Below are 17488 nucleotides of genomic sequence, written 5' to 3'. Positions count from 1 at the left end.
AACTAAAAGCAGTTCGCCATCTATACGAATTACCGCAGGAGCTATCCATGTTCACCATGCGTCGTTTGATTATCGTCGCTACCGCCGCCGCCCTGATGTCCGGTTGTGCCAGTCAGAACCCCTATGACAACCAGGGTGGTCAGGCACAGGGCTCCTCAGGGATGAGCAAGACCGCCAAGTACGGTGGCCTGGGCGCATTGGCCGGCGCCATCGCCGGTGCCGCCATCGATCACAACAACCGTGGCAAGGGCGCGCTGATCGGCGCCGCGGCCGTCGGTGCCGCCGCTGCGGGCTACGGCTACTACGCCGACAAGCAGGAAGCCGAGCTGCGCGCCCAGATGGCCAACACCGGCGTGGAAGTGCAGCGTGAAGGCGACCAGATCAAGCTGATCATGCCGGGCAACATCACCTTCGCCACCGACTCGGCGAACATTTCCCCGAGCTTCTACGCGCCGCTGAACAACCTGGCGGGCTCGTTCAAGCAGTTCAACCAGAACACCATCGAAGTGGTCGGTTTCACCGACAGCACTGGCAGCCGCCAGCACAACATGGACCTGTCGCAGCGTCGCGCGCAGGCGGTGAGCACCTACCTGACCTCGCAAGGTGTCGATGCTTCGCGGGTGAGCGTGCGCGGCATGGGCCCTGACCAGCCGATCGCCAGCAACGCCGATGCCAACGGGCGGGCGCAGAACCGTCGGGTAGAGGTGAATCTGAAGCCGATTCCGGGCCAGAACTACCAGCAGTAATCTTTCGCGGAAATTGTGGGAGCGGGTTCACCCGCGATTACGGTAGTGAATTCACTGACGTCATCGCGGGTAAACCCGCTCCCACAAGTCGCAGCGATCAGCCCCTCAGTTGTTTCAGCCGCTCATCCTTGCGTTCCCATAACTGGTTGATCCACTGCTGGAACGCCTGCCGGTACGCTTCGTCCTGATCGTAACTCCTGCCTAGAAACTCCTGCGGGATCCTCAGTTCTTCGAACTCCACGACGATCCGCCGCACCCGCCCGCACAGCAGGTCCCAGAACCCTGGCGCGCCCTCGGGATAGTGGATGGTCACGTCGATGATCGACTCCAGTTGCTCCCCCATCGCATCCAGCACGAAGGCGATCCCGCCGGCCTTGGGCTTGAGCAGGTGGCGGAATGGCGAGTTCTGCTGGCGATGCTTGGCCAGCGTGAAGCGCGTGCCCTCGGCGAAGTTGAAGATCGCCGTCGGCTTGCCACGGAACCTGGCGCAGGTGCGGCGGGTGGTTTCCAGGTCCTTGCCGCGCTTTTCCGGGTGCTTGTCCAGGTAGGCCTTGCTGTAGCGCTTCATGAACGGAAAGCCCAGCGCCCACCAGGCCAGGCCGATCACCGGGACCCAGATCAGCGCCTGCTTGAGGAAGAACTTCAGCGGACGGATGCGTCGGTTCAGCACGTACTGCAGCACCAGGATATCGACCCAGCTCTGGTGGTTGCTGGTGATCAGGTAGCTGTGCTGGTAGTCGAAACCCTCAAGCCCGGACACCTGCCAGCGGGTGCGCCCGAGCAGTTTCATCCAGCCCTTGTTGTTGCTGATCCAGGCTTCGTGGATATGCCGCATCAGTTCGTCGGTGACCCGCTGCGCCGCCGCGAACGGCAGGCACAGCTTGACCAGGCTGACGATGAACAGGGGCGTGCAGCACAGCACGGTGTTGAGCCCCAGCAGCAAGGCGGCGAGGGCGCCGCGCAGGTTCTCGGCCATGGTTCAGTATTCCGCCGCGCGGCTGGCCTGGATCGCGGTCAGGGCGATGGTGTAGACGATGTCGTCCACCTGGGCCCCGCGCGGCAGGTCGTTCACCGGCTTGCGCAGGCCTTGCAGCATCGGCCCGAGGCTGACGCAGTCGGCGCTGCGCTGCACCGCCTTGTGCGTGGTATTGCCGGTGTTGAGGTCGGGGAAGACGAACACCGTGGCGCGACCGGCCACCTGGCTGTCCGGCGCCAGTTGCCGGGCGATGTCCTGGTTGGCGGCGGTGTCGTACTGCAACGGGCCGTCGATCAGCAGGCTGCGTTGGGTTTCCTGGGCCAGCAGGGTGGCTTCACGGACTTTTTCCACTTCCTCGCCGCTGGCCGAGTCGCCACTGGAGTAGCTGAGCATCGCCACCCGCGGCGCGATGCCGAAGGCCTGCGCCGAGTCGGCGCTCTGCAGGGCGATTTCCGCCAGTTCGGCGGCGCTCGGGTGCGGGTTCATCACGCAGTCGCCGTAGACCAGCACTTCCTCCGGGAACAGCATGAAGAACACCGAGGACACCAGGCTGCAGCCCGGTGCGGTCTTGATCAGTTGCAGGGCCGGGCGGATGGTGTTGGCGGTGGAGTGGACCAGGCCCGAGACCAGGCCGTCGACCTCGTCCAGGGCCAGCATCATGGTGCCGATCACCACCGGGTCTTCCAGCTGTTGCTCGGCCATCGGTGCGTTCAGGCTCTTGCTCTTGCGCAGGCTGACCATGGGCTCGACATAGCGCTCGCGGATCAGGTCCGGATCGAGGATCTCCAGGCCCTCCGGCAGGCTGATGCCCTGGGCCCGGGCCACAGCCTGGACGTCGTCCGGGCGGGCCAGGAGCACGCAGCGGGCGATGCCGCGTTCCTGGCAGATGGCGGCGGCTTGCACGGTCATCGGCTCGGCGCCTTCCGGCAGGACGATGCGCTTGTTCGCCGCCTGCGCCTGCTGGATCAAGCGGTAGCGGAACACCGCTGGCGACAGGCGCATTTCCCGCGGGGTGCCGCAGCGCTGGTTGAGCCAGTCGGCGTCGAGGTGGCTGGCGACGAAGTCGGTGATGATCTCCGCGCGCTCGCGGTCGTCCACCGGGATTTCCTTGTTCAGCTGGTTGAGCTGGTTGGCGGTGTCATACGAGCCGGTGCTCACCGAGAGGATTGGCAGGCCGGCGAGCAGGGCGCCCTGGCACAGTTCGAGGATGCGCGGGTCGGGCTTGCTGTCGCTGGTCAGCAGCAGCCCGGCCAGGGGCACGCCGTTGATCGCCGCCAGGCTGACGGCGAGGATGATGTCGTCGCGGTCGCCCGGGGTCACCACCAGCGTGCCTGGCTTGAGCAGCGGCACCGTGTTGGCCACGGTGCGGGCGCAGAGGATGATCTTGTTCATGCGCCGGGTCTCGTAGTCACCGGCGTTGAGCACCTGGGCGCCGAGCAGGTCGGCGACGTCGCGGGTGCGCGGGTCGTTGAGCCCGGCCTGGAACGGAATGCAGCCGAGCAGGCGGAAGTCGCCACTGCGCAGCAGCGGCGAATGGTCGCGCAGGCGCTGGGCGAACGCGGCCATGCCGTCGTCGCTGCGCACCTTGTTGAGGATCACCCCGAGCACCTTCGGGTCCTTCGGGCCGCCGAACAGTTGCGCCTGCAACTCGACGCGGCCGGAGAGCTCGGCGAGCACGTCGTTCTCCGGGGCCGAGACCAGGATCACCTCGGCGTCGAGGCTCTTCGCCAGGTGCTGGTTGACCCGTGCGGCGTAGCTGGCGTGCCGGGTCGGGACCATGCCTTCGACTACCAGCACGTCCTTGTCGACGCAGGCTTGCTGGTACAGGGTGATGATTTCTTCCAGCAGTTCATCCAGCTGGCCTTCGCCGAGCATGCGTTCGACATGGCCCAGGCTCAGCGGCTTCGGCGGCTTCAGGCCGTGGGTACGCGAGACCAGCTCGGTGGAGCGTTCCGGCCCGGTGTCACCGGGGTGCGGCTGGGCGATCGGCTTGAAGAAACCGACCTTCAGGCCGGCCCGTTCCAGGGTGCGGACCAGGCCCAGGCTGATGGAGGTCAGGCCGACACCGAAGTCGGTCGGCGCGATGAAAAAAGTCTGCATGCGAGCTTCTCGAAATGAGCGGTGCAAAAGAATCAGTTGCCAAGGGTATCGCTATCGTGCCCCTGCGCGCACCAGCCACAGGCAAAAGCCTCGCCGATGCGGCGTTGGCGCTCCCCGGCGTCGAGCACCCAGGCTCGTGATTGCCAGGGCGGCTGGTGGCGCAGGTGCTGGGTGTGGCCGCAGGACAGGTCGACCACCCAGTGGCCGTCCTCGTCCTGGTGAAAACCCTCGATATGGCTGACCCGTTTGTCTGGCTTGCGTTCGCTTTCGGGCGATGCGTTGGTTACACTTGGCCCTTCATACTTCTTATGCAAAAGGTCTTGCCCCCATGCTGATCGCCGCCAACAAGGCTGTCTCCATCGACTATACCCTGACCAACGACGCCGGCGAGGTCATCGACAGCTCCGCTGGCGGTGCTCCGCTGGTCTACCTGCACGGTGCCGGCAACATCATCCCGGGTCTGGAAAAGGCTCTGGAAGGCAAGGGCGCCGGTGAAGAACTGAACGTCACCATCGAGCCGGAAGACGCCTACGGCGAATACCTGGCCGAGCTGGTCAGCACCCTGAACCGCAGCATGTTCGAAGGCGTCGACCAACTGGAAGTCGGCATGCAGTTCCACGCTTCGGCGCCGGACGGCCAGATGCAGATCGTCACCATCCGCGACCTGGACGGCGACGACGTCACCGTCGACGGCAACCACCCGCTGGCTGGCCAGCGCCTGAACTTCAAGGTCAAGGTCGTCAACATCCGTGACGCCAGCGAAGAAGAAATCGCCCATGGCCACGTCCATGGCGAAGGCGGCCATCACCACTGATTTTCTGCGCTAAGCTCAGAGAGTCGCGAAGGCGCCTTGTCCTTCCGTCGTGCCACCCGCAAGGGTGCATGCGGCAGGCCAGGCGCCTTTTTAGTGGGCCGCGTTTCTGTCCGGCCGCCGGGATGACCGGGGATCCGTTGGAGAGGGGAGTACGTCATGAGTGCATTTCACGACCTGAAGTTGCAAGCGCTGGACGGCAAGGACCTGCCGTTGGCGCCGTTCAAGGGCCAGGTGGTGCTGGTGGTCAATGTCGCCTCCAAGTGTGGCCTGACGCCGCAGTACGCGGCGCTGGAAAATCTCTACCAGCAATTCAAGGGCAAGGGCTTCAGCGTGCTGGGCCTGCCGTGCAACCAGTTCGCCGGGCAGGAGCCGGGCAGCGAGGCGGAGATCGCCGAGTTCTGCAGCCTCAACTATGGCGTGAGCTTCCCGCTGGGGGGCAAGCTGGAGGTCAACGGTGCCCACCGGCATCCGCTGTATCGCCTGCTGGCGGGCGAGGGCGCGGAGTTTCCCGGGGACATCACCTGGAACTTCGAGAAATTCCTCGTCGGCAAGGACGGGCGTGTGCTGGCGCGTTTCTCGCCGCGGACCGCGCCGGATGATCCGACGGTGGTGCAGGCGATCGAGAAGGCCCTGGGCTGACACGGTCGAGGTGGGAGCGGGTTCACCCGCGATGCGATAGTGAATTCACCACCGCAATCGCGGGTAAACCCGCTCCCACAAGGTCGGCGGCTAGCCAGTCGATAGAGTCAAATCACCCAGATCAATAGTACTCGTCCCGCCACACCCCCCATCCTATGCTCAGGCGCCTTTCATCCCGAGGAGCGCCATATGTCCGTCAACGCACTGTTCACCCCTTTCCAACTGGGCGCCCTGGAGCTGCCGACCCGCGTGGTCATGGCGCCGATGACCCGTACCTTCTGCCCCGGCGGCGTGCCTCATGCCAAGGTGGTCGAGTACTACCGCCGCCGCGCCGCCGCCGGTGTCGGCCTGATCATCACCGAGGGCACCACGGTCGGCCACCAGGCGGCCAACGGCTACCCGAACGTGCCGCGCTTCCATGGTGAAGACGCCCTGGCCGGCTGGAAGAAAGTGGTCGACGCGGTGCACGGCGAAGGCGGGCGCATCGTTCCGCAGCTCTGGCACGTTGGCGCGGTACGCCGCCTCGGCACCGAGCCGGACGCCAGCGTCCCCGGCTACGGCCCGAGCGAGAAACTCAAGGACGGCCAAGTGGTGGTCCACGGCATGACCCGCGAGGACATCCACGACGTCATCGCCGCCTTCGCCCAGGCCGCGAAGGATGCCCAGGCCATCGGCATGGACGGCGTGGAGATCCACGGTGCCCACGGCTACCTGATCGACCAGTTCTTCTGGGAAGCGAGCAACCGCCGCGACGACGAATACGGCGGCGACCTGGCTGGCCGCTCGCGCTTCGCCATCGAGCTGATCCAGGCCGTGCGCGCGGCGGTCGGCCCGGACTTCCCGATCATCTTCCGCTTCTCGCAATGGAAGCAGCAGGACTACACCGCGCGCCTGGTCACCACCCCGCAAGCCCTGGCCGACTTCCTCAAGCCGCTTTCCGACGCTGGCGTGGATATCTTCCACTGCTCGACCCGGCGCTTCTGGGAGCCGGAATTCGAAGGCTCGCCGCTCAACCTCGCCGGCTGGACCCGCCAGCTGACCGGCAAGCCGACCATCACCGTGGGTAGCGTCGGCCTGGACGGCGAGTTCCTGCAGTTCATGGTGGACACCGACAAGGTGGCGCAGCCGGCCAGCCTGGAAAACCTCCTGCAACGCCTGAACGCCGAGGAGTTCGACCTGGTGGCCGTGGGGCGCGCGCTGCTGGTCGATCCGCAATGGGCGGCCAAGGTGCGCGATGGACGCGAGGAAGAAATCCTGCCGTTCAGCCGTGAGGCGCTGACGAGCCTGGTTTGACCAGCAGGCCGGGCTCGCCATGCGACGTCTGGCCAGTGCGCAGCGGTTCGCAGGCGTTGCGCAGGTGCGCCTCGAACTGCTCGACGATCGCCGGCCAGCCCTGGCGGCTGGCATGCTGGCGGGCATTGAGACGGACCCGGCGCAGGGTCTCGTCGTCTTCCAGCAGCCAGCAGGCGGCATCGATGAACGCCGTGGCATCGCCGGGCATGGCCAGCGCGCCGTTGTGGCCGTGGCGGATATGCTGGGCCGCCGCGGCTTCGTCATAGGCGACCACGCCCAGGCCCGAGGCCAGGGCCTCCAGCACCACGTTGCCGAAGGTCTCGGTCAGGCTCGGAAACAGGAAGATATCGCCGCAGGCGTAGTGCTCGGCCAGTTGCTCGCCGCGCTGCGGGCCGCAGAAAATGGCGTCCGGCAGTTGCGCCTGGAGTGCCGCCCATTGCGGACCGTCACCGACGATCACCAGGCGGATGCGCCGCTTCGGGTAGCGGCGTTGTAGCTCGTCCTGAGTGCGGCAGAGCATGCCCAGGTTCTTCTCCGCGGCCAGGCGCCCGACATACAGCAGGGCGATGTCGTCGTTGCCCAGGCCCCACTGTTCGCGCAGCGCCGGATTGCGCCGTGCCGGGCTGAACAGGTTGCCATCAACACCGCGGGAGAGCAGGGCCAGGCGCTCGAAACCACGGCGCTCGAGGGACAGGCGTTGGCTCGGGCTGGGCACCAGCGTGCTGTGGGTGCGGTGGTGGAACCAGCGCAGGTAGTTGGTCAGCGCCCGCGCCAGCAGGCCGAGGCCGTACTGGTTGGAATACTGCTGGAAATTGGTGTGGAAACCGCTGACCACGGCGATCCCCAGGCGTCGCGCGGCGCGCAGGGCACTGAGGCCGAGCGGGCCTTCGGTGGCGATGTAGAGCACGTCCGGGCGATCGCGTCGCCAGCGCCGCAGCAGCTTGTGCATCGACACCTGGCCCCACTGCAGGCCCGGGTAGCCGGGCAGCGGCCAACCGCGGCAGAGCAACTGGTCGGTGTCGGTCTGTCCGGGCGGGTCGTCACTCTGCCGCGGGCGCACCAGTTCCACCCGGTGGCCGCGCTGGCGCAGGCCTTCGCTGAGGCGGCCAAGGGTATTGGCCACGCCGTTGATTTCCGGTGGGAAGGTTTCACTGATGAGCGTGATGTGCAGCGGGAGTGTCGTCATGATGGCCAGTTTCCGGCGACCTGTTTGCGCTCGGATGACGCTCATGTGACATATCCATGACGCCCGATCCTTGGCATTCGGGAGCTCACAAATATTCACGTTTTATAGCTCAAGAATGCCCACCGGCCAGCCGATGCAGATGCATTCCCGATGACGATAGCGCTCCAGGAGAGCGGTGATGTTCAACAGCAAACTGAAAAAAGAAAACGACGAGCTACGTGAAAAACTGCTGAGCCTGGAGCAGGTCAAGGACAGCCTCGACAGCGAAATGCTCGTGCTGCAGCTGGACCCAAGCGGACGCATCGAATCGGCGAACATCAATTTCGAAAAGGAAATGCTCTACAGCAGTTCGCAATTGCATGGCCGGCACATCGAAGAGATCGTCCCTGGCCATGTGAAGCCGCTGGAGTTCTACCAGCGCATGAAGCAGGCCATCACCCGTGGCGAGCACCTCAACGGCGCCTTCCGCCTGCTCCGTGGCAATGGCGAGGAAGCCTGGCTGCGCTCCATCCTGCAGCCGGTCAAGGACGGCAACGGGCGCATCAAGTACTTCACGATGCACTCCAGCGACCTGACCCGCACCATCGAGACCTCCCGCGAGAACGAAAGCCTGATCAACGCGCTGATGCGTTCCACTGCGGTGATCGAGTTCAACCTCAATGGTGAAGTGCTCAGTGCCAACGACCGCTTCCTGCGCACCATGGGCTACACCCTCGAACAGGTCCGCGGCAAACACCACCGCATGTTCTGCGAGCCGGAGGAGTACAACTCCGCGACCTACCAGGCGTTCTGGGAAAAGCTGCGCCGTGGCGAATTCATCGCCGAACGCTTCAAGCGCATCGACGCCCACGGCCGCACGGTGTGGCTGGAAGCCTCGTACAACCCGATCATCGACGCCCACGACGTGCTCTACAAGGTGGTCAAGTTCGCCACCGTGATCACCGAGCAGGTGAACCAGGAGAACGCCGTCGCCCAGGCCGCCGACATCGCCTACAGCAACTCCCTGGCCACCGACACCAGTGCCCGTCGCGCCACCGAGGTGGTGACCCAGACCGTGGACGTGATGCGAGGCCTGGAAACCTACATGCAGGATGCGGCCGAAGGCATCCAGGCGCTGGACAAGCAGTCCCAGGTGATCGGCTCGATCATCAAGACCATCAGCGACATCGCCGGGCAGACCAACCTGCTGGCACTCAACGCCGCCATCGAGGCCGCTCGTGCCGGTGAGCAGGGCCGTGGTTTCGCCGTGGTCGCCGATGAAGTGCGCCAGCTGGCCTCGCGCACCAGCACCGCCACCGAGGAAATCGCTCGCGTGGTGCAGCAGAACGAGCAACTGGCCAAGGCCGCGGTGGACATCATCGACAGCAGCAAGCGTCAGGCCGAGCAAGGGCTGGCGCTGGCCGGGCAGACCGGCACGGTGATCACCGAGATCCAGGACGGGGCGCAGAAGGTGGTAAACGCGGTCGGGCAGTTTTCCAACCAGTTGAAGTAAGAGAGCGCCGGCTGACGCCCGCGGTGGCGTCAGCCGGAACAACCCCGCTTCAACGAATGCCTGCCAGCCGATCCAGCGACCATACCCCACTACCCCGCGCCACCAGCAGCAACAGCAACCCCGCCCACGACAGATGCGTCGGCCACGCATCCGGATACACGAAGATCTCGATCACCAGGGTCATCCCCAGCAGCGCCAGCGCCGCCCCACGGGTGAACAGCCCCAGCACCAGCAACAGCGGAAACAGATGCTCGGCATAGGTCGCCAGGTAGGCCGCGATGTGTGGCGCAATCAACGGCAACACATACTCGGTGCGAAACAGCTCGAAGGTGCTCGGCGTGAGGGTCAGGAATCCTTCGACCTTGGTCCGCCCGGACATGAAGAACACGGCTGCGATCCCGAAACGCGCCACCAGGCACAGGAGGGATTCACTCAGCAGCCGCTGCGCGGCGTCGACCAGTTGGTTGTACAGCGAACGTGACGGCGAACGGGCGATATCCATGACAGGCTCCTTCATTCGAGGCTGAGAAAGACCCCGGCGCGCAGCAGGCGGCCCAGCAGGTCGGTGAAATCGAGGTCGGCCTGCACTTGCAGGGCCAGGGTCGAGGCGTGGTCGAGGCTGTGACCGCTTGCGCAGGCTTCGAGAAACGCACAACCGCCTTTCTCCAGCGGCTGATGACTGACGCCCGCAGGGCTGCCGACCAACAGCGAACCTTCGCCTTGCCAGGGGATGTCGTCGTTCCACTCCAGCTCGTCGCGGCCGTGCTGCCAGAGGCTGTACACCGGATGGGGCTCGCACCAGCGCCAGCGCGCCCCACGACGTGGCTGCAGGCAGCGATTGGCCAGGTCGCTGGCGGTATTGCCCGCCAACGCGGCCAAGGTCAGGGCCGTCTCGTCTGGTGCGCAGAAAGCCGTCAGCCAGTCGTGATCCAGCCGGGCGACATCCGCCAGCCATGGCCACTCGCCGAGGTTTTCCAGTTCGTCGAGAAACGCCGGGAAGGCTGCGCCGTACTGGACCAGCCGTGCGTCGGTGGGTGGCGAGCGCAGTGCATAGTCGCTGGCGGCGGCCCGCAGCCAGGGGCTGCCGACCAGCCGTTCCAGCGCGGGAAAGTTGGCGCACAGGGCATCCACGCAGCCCTTGAGCACGGTGTTGCGGTACACGGTGAACGCCGGTTGCGCGCTCAGATCGGCAAGTGCCGGGGCAGGGCGCTGGTACAGCGCTTCGACGAAAGCGTCCTGGAATTGAGCGAGTTTCATGACGGGTACTCCGCGAGGATATGCTGGGCGATATCGCGTTCGGCCAGCAGTTCGGCGAAGGCCGGAATGGCATCGTCGCGCTCGATCAGCGTGGGCCGCGGGCCGATGCGCTGGATCAACTGCCGGTACAGCTCCCACACTGGCTCGGCGATGGTCGCGGCATGGGAGTCGATCAGCAGCTCGCCGGCTTCGTCGGGGCTGAAGCCCGCCAGATGAATTTCGGCGATCGGTGCGGCGGGCACCCGCTGCAACCATTCGCCAGCGTCGTAGCCCAGGTTGTGGGCGCTGACATGCACGTTGTTGACGTCCAGCAACAGCGCGCAGCCGGTACGCCGGGTGAGTTCGACGAGGAAGTCGATCTCGTCCCAGGCGTGTCCGTCCAGGCGCAGGTAGTGGCTGGGATTTTCCACCGCGATAGGCCGGCCCAGGGCGTCCTGGGTGCGCTGGATGTTGTCCGCGATACGCAACAGCGCCTCGTCGGAGCGGGGGAACGGCAGCAGGTCGGGGTGATAGCTGCCGCGCCAGGCCGACCAGGCCAGGTGCTCGGAGACCAGTGCCGGTTCGAGCAGGTCCACCAGCTCACGCAGGCGGCGCAGGTGCTCACGGTCCGGAACGGTGTCCGCCGCGAGCGATAGCGAGACGCCGTGCAGCGACAGCGGATGGCGTTCGCCGATCCGCTGCAGCCAGGCACGCCGTGGGCCGCCGACCATGTAGTTCTCCGGGTGGACCTCGAACCACAGGCCCTCGGCGTTGCAGTCCCAGGCTTCGGCGTAGTGTTCCGCCTTCAGCCCGAGTCCGGCGCCCAATCGGTCATGCCTGTTCATGGCCGGCGCTCCGGATCAGGACTTCAGCGGGGTCAGCGAGCCCATGCCGTTGGGTGTCTTGATCGAGGTGCAGGTACCGGCGGGTACGTTCTTCCAGGCGTTGCCCTGGTAGTCCTTCTTCGCCGTGCCGGCGCAGGTGGTGCCGGCACCAGCCTTGCAATCGTTCTTGCCGGCCAGGGAGACGCCGTAGCATTTCTCCATGGCGGTGCCCTGGGCGGCCGGGGTTTTCATGTCGTCGGCCATGACGTTGCCAGCGAGGGCGGCGAGTGCCAGGGCAGCGGTGGCGAGGGTGAGGCTTTTCATGATGCGGTCTCCACGAAGTAGGAAGGCCACGGTGATCTACCGGTGGCTCGTGGAGTAGTTCGTCGACGCGTGGTGAACGGTTACAGGGCGAGGAAATTTTTTTTGAGGTTTTTTCGGCGGCCTCCTAAGGTAATGCCGCAAACGAAATCTACTCATGGGTGTAACCCGGGCGGCTGATGCTACGAACTAATCCACAGGATGCACTCAGCGAGCGCGAGGCGCAGATGCGCGCCTTGCTCTTGCGCGGCATGCAGGGCGATGCGCCGGCGTACCGCGAGTTTCTCGCCGCGCTGGCGATTCACTTGCGTGGTTTCCTACGTCGTCGTCTGGCGCAGCGCCCGGAGGAGGCGGAGGATCTGCTGCAGGAGGTGCTGCTGGCGGTGCACAATGCCCGCCACACGTACCATGCCGAGCAGCCGCTGACGGCCTGGGTACAGGCTATCGCCCGCTACAAGCTGGCCGACCATTTCCGCGGGCATGCTCGCCGTGATGCGTTGCACGATCCGTTGGACGACGACGCCGAGCTGTTCGGCGAGGGCGACGAGGAGTCGGCATCGGCCAGTCGCGACCTGGGCAAGCTGCTCCAGCAGTTGCCCGACAAGCAGCGGCTGCCCATCGTCCACGTCAAGGTCGAGGGCCTGTCGGTGGAGGAAACGGCGCAGCTCACCGGGCTGTCCAGCTCGGCGGTCAAGGTTGGTATTCACCGCGGGCTTAAGGCGCTGGCGGGCTTGATTCGAGGTAAGGGTAACGATGAAGACCGATGAACTGATCGACCTGCTGGCCAGCGGCGAAGGGCCGGTGGACCGCCACGTGTTGCTGCGGCGCATGGGCATCGCCTTGCTTGGTGGTGGGCTCGCGGCCTTGCTGCTGACCATGGTGTTCTACGGTGTGCGTCCCGATATCGCCGAAGTGGCGCGCACGCCGCTGTTCTGGGGCAAGGTGGCCTTGCCCGGCAGTCTGGCGTTGCTGGCGATCTGGCTGAACTGGCGCCTGTCGCGGCCGGGGGTGAAGGGCGGGGCGGTGTGGGCCTTGCTGGGCCTGCCGCTGTTGCTGGTCTGGCTCGGGGCGGTGCTGAGTCTTGCCGGCGCCGCGCCGGAAGCCCGCGCGGAGCTGATCTTCGGGCGCACCTGGCGCACCTGTGCGATGAATATCGCGCTGCTCTCGCTGCCCGTCTTCATCGGTGTGTTCTGGGCCTTGCGCGGCCTGGCGCCGACCCGTTTGCGCCAGGCGGGCGCAGCGGGCGGTCTGTTGGCGGGTGCCACCGCGACGCTCGCTTACTGCCTGCATTGCCCGGAAATGGGCGTGCCGTTCTGGGGAATCTGGTATCTGCTCGGCATGCTCGTGCCGACCCTGGCAGGCGCGGCCCTGGGGCCGCGCCTGTTGCGCTGGTGATCAGCGTCCGTCGCGCTCGCGCACCCAGAACAGCGTGGCACCGGCGACGGCCGCCGGCATCATCAGGATATTGACGAAGGGAATCAGCAGCGCGACGTAGGTGATGCCGCCAAAACCCAGCGACTGCCAGCGCTTCTGGCGCAGCCAGGCGAGCATGTCCTGCCAGCTCATCTTGTTGTTGTCCGCCGGGTAGTCGATGTACTGGATCGCCATCATCCAGATACCGAACAGCAACCACAGCGGCGCCGCGACAACGTTGACCACCGGGATGAACGACAGGATGAACAGCCCCAGCGCCCGCGGCGCGAAGTAGCCGAGCTTGCGCATCTCGCGGCCAAAGGTGCGCGGCACCATCGCTACCAGTTCGCCCCAGCTGAACGGCGGGAAATCATCCTTGCCGCGCACCACCACTTCCACCTTCTCCGAGAGAAAGCCGTTGAACGGCGCGGCGATGATGTTCGCCAGCATGGTGAAGGTGAAGAACACCATCAGCGCCACCAGCGCCACGAACAACGGCCAGAGAATGTAGGTGAGGAAGCTCAGCCAGCTGGGCAGGGTCGGCATCAGCGCGTCGACCCAGAGGGCGAACTGATGCCCGGCCAGGTACACCAGGCCGACGAACAGCAACAGGTTGATCGCCAGGGGCAACAGCACGAACAAGCGCAGCCCGGGACTGAGGACCAGCTTCAGGCCCTCGCGCAGGTACTGCGGGCCAGAGAGAACAGGGGCTTGCATAAAAGGCTCCGAGGGAGGGAAAACGCGCCGACCTTACCGAGTTTGCCGATGCGATTAAAGCGGCGCAGGGGTGGGGAAACGAGGTGTAACAAATGCTCAAGACAATAGGTCATAGGCTAAGCACGGCGCCATGAATGGCTATATAGAGCCGGTCTATGAGGTGGATTGTTTAAGGATATTTCCTTAATCTCTGGCCCCTCGCTAAAGTGCGCACATTCTTTTTCAACCCCTTCGAATCCCCGGTTCCCAAGGAGTTCCCATGAGCATTCTGGTCAACAAGCAAGCCCCTGATTTCGATGCGGCGGCAGTCCTCGGCGACGGCTCGATCGTCGACAGCTTCAAGCTGTCCTCGCTGCGCGGCAAATACGTCGTGCTGTTCTTCTGGCCGCTGGACTTCACCTTCGTCTGCCCGTCGGAAATCATCGCCCACAACAACCGCATGTCGCGTTTCCGCGAGCTGGGTGTGGAAGTGGTCGGCGTCTCCATCGACTCGCAGTTCACCCACCACGCCTGGCGCAGCACGCCGGTGGAGAAGGGTGGCATCGGCGCGGTCGAGTTCACCATGGTTGCCGACGTCAAGCACGAGATCACCCGGGCCTACGGCGTCGAGCACGATGACGGCGTGGCCCTGCGGGCTTCGTTCCTGATCGACCAGCAAGGCGTGGTGCAGCACCAGGTGGTGAACAATCTGCCGCTGGGTCGTGAAGTGGACGAAATGATCCGTCTGGTCGAAGCCTTGCAATTTACCGAACAACATGGCGAAGTCTGCCCCGCCGGCTGGCGACCAGGCCAGAAAGGCATGAAGGCCGACGCCCAGGGCGTTGCCGATTACCTGGCGGAAAACGCCAAGAGCCTGTAAGGCCTCGCTGCACGGTTTTCAGAACCCGCAGCCACAGGCCTTCCCCAAGGCTTTGCGGGTTCTTTTTTAATTTCACCGGTGATCCCGGTGTCACCGGGCTGGCCAGCAAGCGCCAGCCCGACAGGAGCGTGTCATGTCCGAAGTACGTCATTCTCGCGTCATCATCCTCGGTTCCGGCCCTGCCGGTTACAGCGCCGCGGTCTATGCCGCCCGTGCCAACCTCAAGCCGCTGCTGATCACCGGCATGCAGGCTGGCGGCCAGCTGACCACCACCACCGAAGTCGACAACTGGCCGGGCGACCCCCATGGCCTGACCGGCCCGGCGCTGATGCAACGCATGCAGGAACACGCCGAGCGTTTCGAGACCGAAATCGTCTTCGACCATATCAATGAAGTCGCCCTGCAGCAGAAGCCGTTCACCCTCAAGGGCGACAGCGGCACCTACACCTGCGACGCGCTGATCATCGCCACCGGCGCCAGCGCCCGCTACCTGGGCCTGCCTTCGGAAGAAGCGTTCATGGGCAAGGGCGTGTCCGCCTGCGCCACATGCGACGGTTTCTTCTACCGCAACAAGCCGGTCGCAGTGGTTGGCGGTGGCAACACGGCGGTCGAGGAAGCCCTGTACCTGGCCAACATCGCCAGCAAGGTGACCCTGGTCCACCGTCGCGATACCTTCCGCGCCGAGAAGATCCTGATCGACAAGCTGCACGCCCGGGTTGCCGAAGGCAAGATCGAGCTCAAGCTCAACGCCACCCTGGACGAAGTCCTGGGCGACAACATGGGTGTCACCGGTGCGCGCCTGAAGAACAACGACGGCAGCTTCGACGAGATCAAGGTCGACGGCGTGTTCATCGCCATCGGCCACACCCCGAACACCTCGCTGTTCGAAGGCCAGCTGGAGCTGAAGGACGGCTACATGGTCGTGGCCGGCGGCCGTGAAGGCAATGCCACCGCCACCAACATCGAAGGCGTGTTCGCCGCCGGCGACGTGGCCGACCACGTCTACCGCCAGGCGATCACCTCGGCCGGCGCCGGCTGCATGGCCGCACTGGACACCGAGCGTTACCTCGACGGTCTGGCGAACGCTTCGTTCTGACCGACGGAAACCGCGAAGGGCCTTGCCGGCCCTTCGCGGTTTTTCTTTTCTCGCGGGTCTTCAGTACGCGCGTTTCAGCCCTGCCGGGGCCTCCTTGTCGCGTTTGCGGCAGATCAAGATTCCCAGCAGCGACACGCCCATTGCCAGCATCAACGTGCTGGTGGCCTCGGCGCGATGGTCCGGGGTGAACAGCAGCACCGCCAGGGCTGCCGAGATGAACAGGATCACACCGTAGGTCAGCCAGGGGAACAGCCACATCTTCAGGGCCAGGGCTTCGCCATGGCGGCGGCGCATGCGCAACTGGGAAATGGCGATGGCCAGGTACACCAGCAAGGCGATGGCTCCCGAGCTCGATAGCAGGAAGTCGAACAGGCTCGCCGGGGCGAAGTGGTTCAGCGCGGAGATGAAGGCGCCGACGAAGGCCGTGACCAGCACGGCATTGCGCGGCACGCCATTGCCCGAGGTCCGCGCGGTCGCCGTCGGCGCATCGCCGCGACGGGACAGAGAATAGAGCATGCGCGAGGCGATGTAGATCGACGAGTTCATGCAACTGGTCACCGCCACCAGCACCACCAGGTCGACGATCAGCTTGGCGTGGGGCACCTGCAGCAGCTCAAGGGCGCGCTGGTAGGAGCCGACTTCGGCCAGTTGCGGATCGCTCCATGGCACCACGGAAATCACCACCATGATCGACAGCAGGTAGAACACGCCGATGCGCCAGATCACCGAGCGGGTGGCCTTGGCGATGTTGCGCGAGGGCTCGCCCGATTCGGCGGCGGCGATGGTCACCGACTCGGTGCCGATGAAGCTGAACATGATGGTGATGAAGGCGCCGACCACGGCGGTCATGCCGTTGGGCGCGAAGCCGCCGTGCTGCTCCATCAGGTTGAACAGGCCGCTGCCTTCGTGCTCTGGCACCCAGCCGGTGAGCGCGGCGGCGCCGAAACCGATGAACAGGATGATGGCGGTGACCTTGAGCAGGGCGAACCAGAACTCGAACTCGCCGTACTTCGAAACGCCGAACAGGTTGGTGATGCTCAGCAGCACCACCGAGGCGAGGGCGAATATCCAGCTGTCGACCAGGGGAAACCACTGGTTGAGGATGTGCCCGGCGGCCAGTGCCTCGATGGGCACCACGAGCACCCAGAACCACCAGTACAGCCAGCCGATGGTGAAGCCGGCCCAGGGGCCGATGGCCTTTTCCGCGTAGGTGGAAAAGGAGCCGGTGTCGGGGTTGGCCACGGCCATCTCGCCGAGCATGCGCATCACCAGCACCACCAGGGTGCCGGCGACGAGGTAGGCGAGGATCACGGCGGGGCCGGCGGCAGCGATGGCGTGGCCGGAGCCGACGAAGAGTCCGGCACCGATGATGCCGGCGATGGACAGCATGGTGACGTGGCGGGGTTTGAAACCGTTGGACAGCTGGCCGCTGCCGGGGTCGTTCAGGCTCGACATGAGTCTCTGCTCTTGTTGTGGTTCATTGAAGGCAGAGACGAAGCAGCGACGGGGGAAATCAGGGCCGCTTCAAGGAACGTGCCTCTACGCGTGTAGTCATGGGCCGGCTCAGGCGGTCCGGCGGAGCTACCTTAACGCGGGGGGAGGCGGGGCGATTGACGCGATTGCGGCTTGGGGGTGTCGGATTGCGACATTCCAGGGCACGACGCGGACCTTGTGGGAGCGGGTTCACCCGCGATTGCGGTAGTGAACCCACCATCGCAATCGCGGGTAAACCCGCTCCCACAGGGTTATGCAGCGTCAGTAATGCATCAGAAGTCG

18 protein-coding genes and 1 pseudogene are annotated in these 17488 nt (G+C 65.1%); 9 read left to right on the top strand and 10 right to left on the bottom strand.

The features are described from left to right. Window positions 1–47 precede the first annotated feature (47 nt). Window positions 48–746, top strand: a complete 699-nt coding sequence (locus tag V0R59_RS29440) for an OmpA family protein (protein WP_330078089.1) — start codon at window positions 48–50, stop codon at window positions 744–746. Between the two features lie 97 nt (window positions 747–843). Here the strand turns inward: V0R59_RS29440 and V0R59_RS29435 are convergent, their stop codons facing one another. From V0R59_RS29435 to V0R59_RS29425, 3 genes and pseudogenes are all read right to left on the bottom strand, one after another. Continuing rightward, window positions 844–1722, bottom strand: a complete 879-nt coding sequence (locus V0R59_RS29435; protein ID WP_330078088.1) for an acyltransferase — start codon at window positions 1720–1722, stop codon at window positions 844–846. A 3-nt stretch (window positions 1723–1725) separates the two neighbouring features. Then, on the bottom strand, window positions 1726–3822 hold the full coding sequence (pta, locus tag V0R59_RS29430; protein WP_330078087.1) for a phosphate acetyltransferase: 2097 nt from the start codon (window positions 3820–3822) through the stop codon (window positions 1726–1728). A 32-nt stretch (window positions 3823–3854) separates the two neighbouring features. Continuing rightward, window positions 3855–4182 (bottom strand): annotated as a pseudogene (locus tag V0R59_RS29425) (DUF3565 domain-containing protein). Between V0R59_RS29425 and V0R59_RS29420 the strand changes: the two are divergent. From V0R59_RS29420 to V0R59_RS29410, 3 genes are all read left to right on the top strand, one after another. Next, a complete protein-coding gene (locus tag V0R59_RS29420) occupies window positions 4151–4636 on the top strand; it encodes an FKBP-type peptidyl-prolyl cis-trans isomerase (protein WP_330078085.1) in 486 nt (161 codons plus the stop codon). The pseudogene V0R59_RS29425 and the gene V0R59_RS29420 overlap by 32 nt on opposite strands. Window positions 4637–4792: 156 nt before the next feature. After that, window positions 4793–5275, top strand: a complete 483-nt coding sequence (locus V0R59_RS29415) for a glutathione peroxidase (RefSeq protein ID WP_330078084.1) — start codon at window positions 4793–4795, stop codon at window positions 5273–5275. A 189-nt stretch (window positions 5276–5464) separates the two neighbouring features. Next, entirely contained in the window at window positions 5465–6568 is a 1104-nt protein-coding gene (locus tag V0R59_RS29410) for an NADH:flavin oxidoreductase (protein WP_330078083.1), read from the top strand. Here V0R59_RS29410 and V0R59_RS29405 read toward each other — a convergent pair. Continuing rightward, the gene (locus V0R59_RS29405) at window positions 6537–7754 is read right to left on the bottom strand and encodes a glycosyltransferase family 4 protein (RefSeq protein ID WP_330078082.1); all 1218 of its coding nucleotides are present in this window, start codon (window positions 7752–7754) and stop codon (window positions 6537–6539) included. The genes V0R59_RS29410 and V0R59_RS29405 overlap by 32 nt on opposite strands. 178 nt (window positions 7755–7932) lie before the next feature. On the opposite strand from V0R59_RS29405, the gene V0R59_RS29400 reads away from it, so the two are divergent. Next, window positions 7933–9246: a methyl-accepting chemotaxis protein gene (locus V0R59_RS29400; protein WP_330078081.1), complete on the top strand. Its 1314-nt coding sequence runs from the start codon at window positions 7933–7935 to the stop codon at window positions 9244–9246. Between the two features lie 49 nt (window positions 9247–9295). Here V0R59_RS29400 and V0R59_RS29395 read toward each other — a convergent pair whose 3' ends face one another. The 4 genes from V0R59_RS29395 to V0R59_RS29380 are packed head-to-tail and all read right to left on the bottom strand — an operon-like array spanning window position 9296 to window position 11630. After that, window positions 9296–9748: a DoxX family protein gene (locus V0R59_RS29395; protein WP_330078080.1), complete on the bottom strand. Its 453-nt coding sequence runs from the start codon at window positions 9746–9748 to the stop codon at window positions 9296–9298. An 11-nt stretch (window positions 9749–9759) separates the two neighbouring features. Further along, window positions 9760–10503, bottom strand: coding sequence for a DNA-binding domain-containing protein (locus V0R59_RS29390; RefSeq protein WP_330078079.1), 744 nt, complete (start codon window positions 10501–10503; stop codon window positions 9760–9762). Continuing rightward, window positions 10500–11327, bottom strand: a complete 828-nt coding sequence (bufB, locus tag V0R59_RS29385) for an MNIO family bufferin maturase (RefSeq protein WP_330078078.1) — start codon at window positions 11325–11327, stop codon at window positions 10500–10502. Before bufB ends, V0R59_RS29390 begins: the two co-directional genes overlap by 4 nt. 15 nt (window positions 11328–11342) lie before the next feature. Beyond that, window positions 11343–11630, bottom strand: coding sequence for a BufA1 family periplasmic bufferin-type metallophore (locus V0R59_RS29380; RefSeq protein WP_330078077.1), 288 nt, complete (start codon window positions 11628–11630; stop codon window positions 11343–11345). A gap of 176 nt (window positions 11631–11806) precedes the next feature. On the opposite strand from V0R59_RS29380, the gene V0R59_RS29375 reads away from it, so the two are divergent. Then, the gene (locus tag V0R59_RS29375) at window positions 11807–12394 is read left to right on the top strand and encodes a sigma-70 family RNA polymerase sigma factor (protein WP_330078076.1); all 588 of its coding nucleotides are present in this window, start codon (window positions 11807–11809) and stop codon (window positions 12392–12394) included. Continuing rightward, a complete protein-coding gene (locus tag V0R59_RS29370) occupies window positions 12381–13022 on the top strand; it encodes a DUF1109 domain-containing protein (protein WP_330078075.1) in 642 nt (213 codons plus the stop codon). Before V0R59_RS29375 ends, V0R59_RS29370 begins: the two co-directional genes overlap by 14 nt. Here the strand turns inward: V0R59_RS29370 and cysZ are convergent, their stop codons facing one another. Next, window positions 13023–13757, bottom strand: coding sequence for a sulfate transporter CysZ (cysZ, locus tag V0R59_RS29365; protein WP_330078074.1), 735 nt, complete (start codon window positions 13755–13757; stop codon window positions 13023–13025). A 259-nt stretch (window positions 13758–14016) separates the two neighbouring features. On the opposite strand from cysZ, the gene V0R59_RS29360 reads away from it, so the two are divergent. Both V0R59_RS29360 and trxB read left to right on the top strand, forming a co-directional pair. Beyond that, the gene (locus V0R59_RS29360; protein ID WP_042120946.1) at window positions 14017–14616 is read left to right on the top strand and encodes a peroxiredoxin; all 600 of its coding nucleotides are present in this window, start codon (window positions 14017–14019) and stop codon (window positions 14614–14616) included. A 133-nt stretch (window positions 14617–14749) separates the two neighbouring features. After that, window positions 14750–15712: a thioredoxin-disulfide reductase gene (gene trxB, locus V0R59_RS29355; protein WP_330078073.1), complete on the top strand. Its 963-nt coding sequence runs from the start codon at window positions 14750–14752 to the stop codon at window positions 15710–15712. Window positions 15713–15772: 60 nt separating this feature from the next. On the opposite strand, the gene V0R59_RS29350 is transcribed toward trxB, so the two are convergent. Then, window positions 15773–17167 carry an amino acid permease gene (locus tag V0R59_RS29350; protein ID WP_330078072.1) on the bottom strand — a complete coding sequence of 465 codons (1395 nt, stop codon included), beginning with the start codon at window positions 17165–17167 and terminating at the stop codon, window positions 15773–15775. Between the last annotated feature and the right edge of the window lie 321 nt (window positions 17168–17488).

It is taken from the genome of Pseudomonas ulcerans, assembly GCF_036324125.1.
Classification (GTDB): Bacteria; Pseudomonadota; Gammaproteobacteria; order Pseudomonadales; family Pseudomonadaceae; genus Aquipseudomonas; species Aquipseudomonas ulcerans.
This window is presented reverse-complemented; position numbering and strand designations above follow the sequence as displayed.

Excerpts from the sequence above, each read along its gene's own strand:
- V0R59_RS29440 (WP_330078089.1), top strand. The coding sequence starts at position 48 with ATGTTCACCATGCGTCGTTTGATTATCGTCGCTACCGCCGCCGCCCTG.
- V0R59_RS29435 (WP_330078088.1), bottom strand. The coding sequence starts at position 1,722 with ATGGCCGAGAACCTGCGCGGCGCCCTCGCCGCCTTGCTGCTGGGGCTC.
- pta (WP_330078087.1), bottom strand. The coding sequence starts at position 3,822 with ATGCAGACTTTTTTCATCGCGCCGACCGACTTCGGTGTCGGCCTGACC.
- V0R59_RS29420 (WP_330078085.1), top strand. The coding sequence starts at position 4,151 with ATGCTGATCGCCGCCAACAAGGCTGTCTCCATCGACTATACCCTGACC.
- V0R59_RS29415 (WP_330078084.1), top strand. The coding sequence starts at position 4,793 with ATGAGTGCATTTCACGACCTGAAGTTGCAAGCGCTGGACGGCAAGGAC.
- V0R59_RS29410 (WP_330078083.1), top strand. The coding sequence starts at position 5,465 with ATGTCCGTCAACGCACTGTTCACCCCTTTCCAACTGGGCGCCCTGGAG.
- V0R59_RS29405 (WP_330078082.1), bottom strand. The coding sequence starts at position 7,754 with ATGACGACACTCCCGCTGCACATCACGCTCATCAGTGAAACCTTCCCA.
- V0R59_RS29400 (WP_330078081.1), top strand. The coding sequence starts at position 7,933 with ATGTTCAACAGCAAACTGAAAAAAGAAAACGACGAGCTACGTGAAAAA.
- V0R59_RS29395 (WP_330078080.1), bottom strand. The coding sequence starts at position 9,748 with ATGGATATCGCCCGTTCGCCGTCACGTTCGCTGTACAACCAACTGGTC.
- V0R59_RS29390 (WP_330078079.1), bottom strand. The coding sequence starts at position 10,503 with ATGAAACTCGCTCAATTCCAGGACGCTTTCGTCGAAGCGCTGTACCAG.
- bufB (WP_330078078.1), bottom strand. The coding sequence starts at position 11,327 with ATGAACAGGCATGACCGATTGGGCGCCGGACTCGGGCTGAAGGCGGAA.
- V0R59_RS29380 (WP_330078077.1), bottom strand. The coding sequence starts at position 11,630 with ATGAAAAGCCTCACCCTCGCCACCGCTGCCCTGGCACTCGCCGCCCTC.
- V0R59_RS29375 (WP_330078076.1), top strand. The coding sequence starts at position 11,807 with ATGCTACGAACTAATCCACAGGATGCACTCAGCGAGCGCGAGGCGCAG.
- V0R59_RS29370 (WP_330078075.1), top strand. The coding sequence starts at position 12,381 with ATGAAGACCGATGAACTGATCGACCTGCTGGCCAGCGGCGAAGGGCCG.
- cysZ (WP_330078074.1), bottom strand. The coding sequence starts at position 13,757 with ATGCAAGCCCCTGTTCTCTCTGGCCCGCAGTACCTGCGCGAGGGCCTG.
- V0R59_RS29360 (WP_042120946.1), top strand. The coding sequence starts at position 14,017 with ATGAGCATTCTGGTCAACAAGCAAGCCCCTGATTTCGATGCGGCGGCA.
- trxB (WP_330078073.1), top strand. The coding sequence starts at position 14,750 with ATGTCCGAAGTACGTCATTCTCGCGTCATCATCCTCGGTTCCGGCCCT.
- V0R59_RS29350 (WP_330078072.1), bottom strand. The coding sequence starts at position 17,167 with ATGTCGAGCCTGAACGACCCCGGCAGCGGCCAGCTGTCCAACGGTTTC.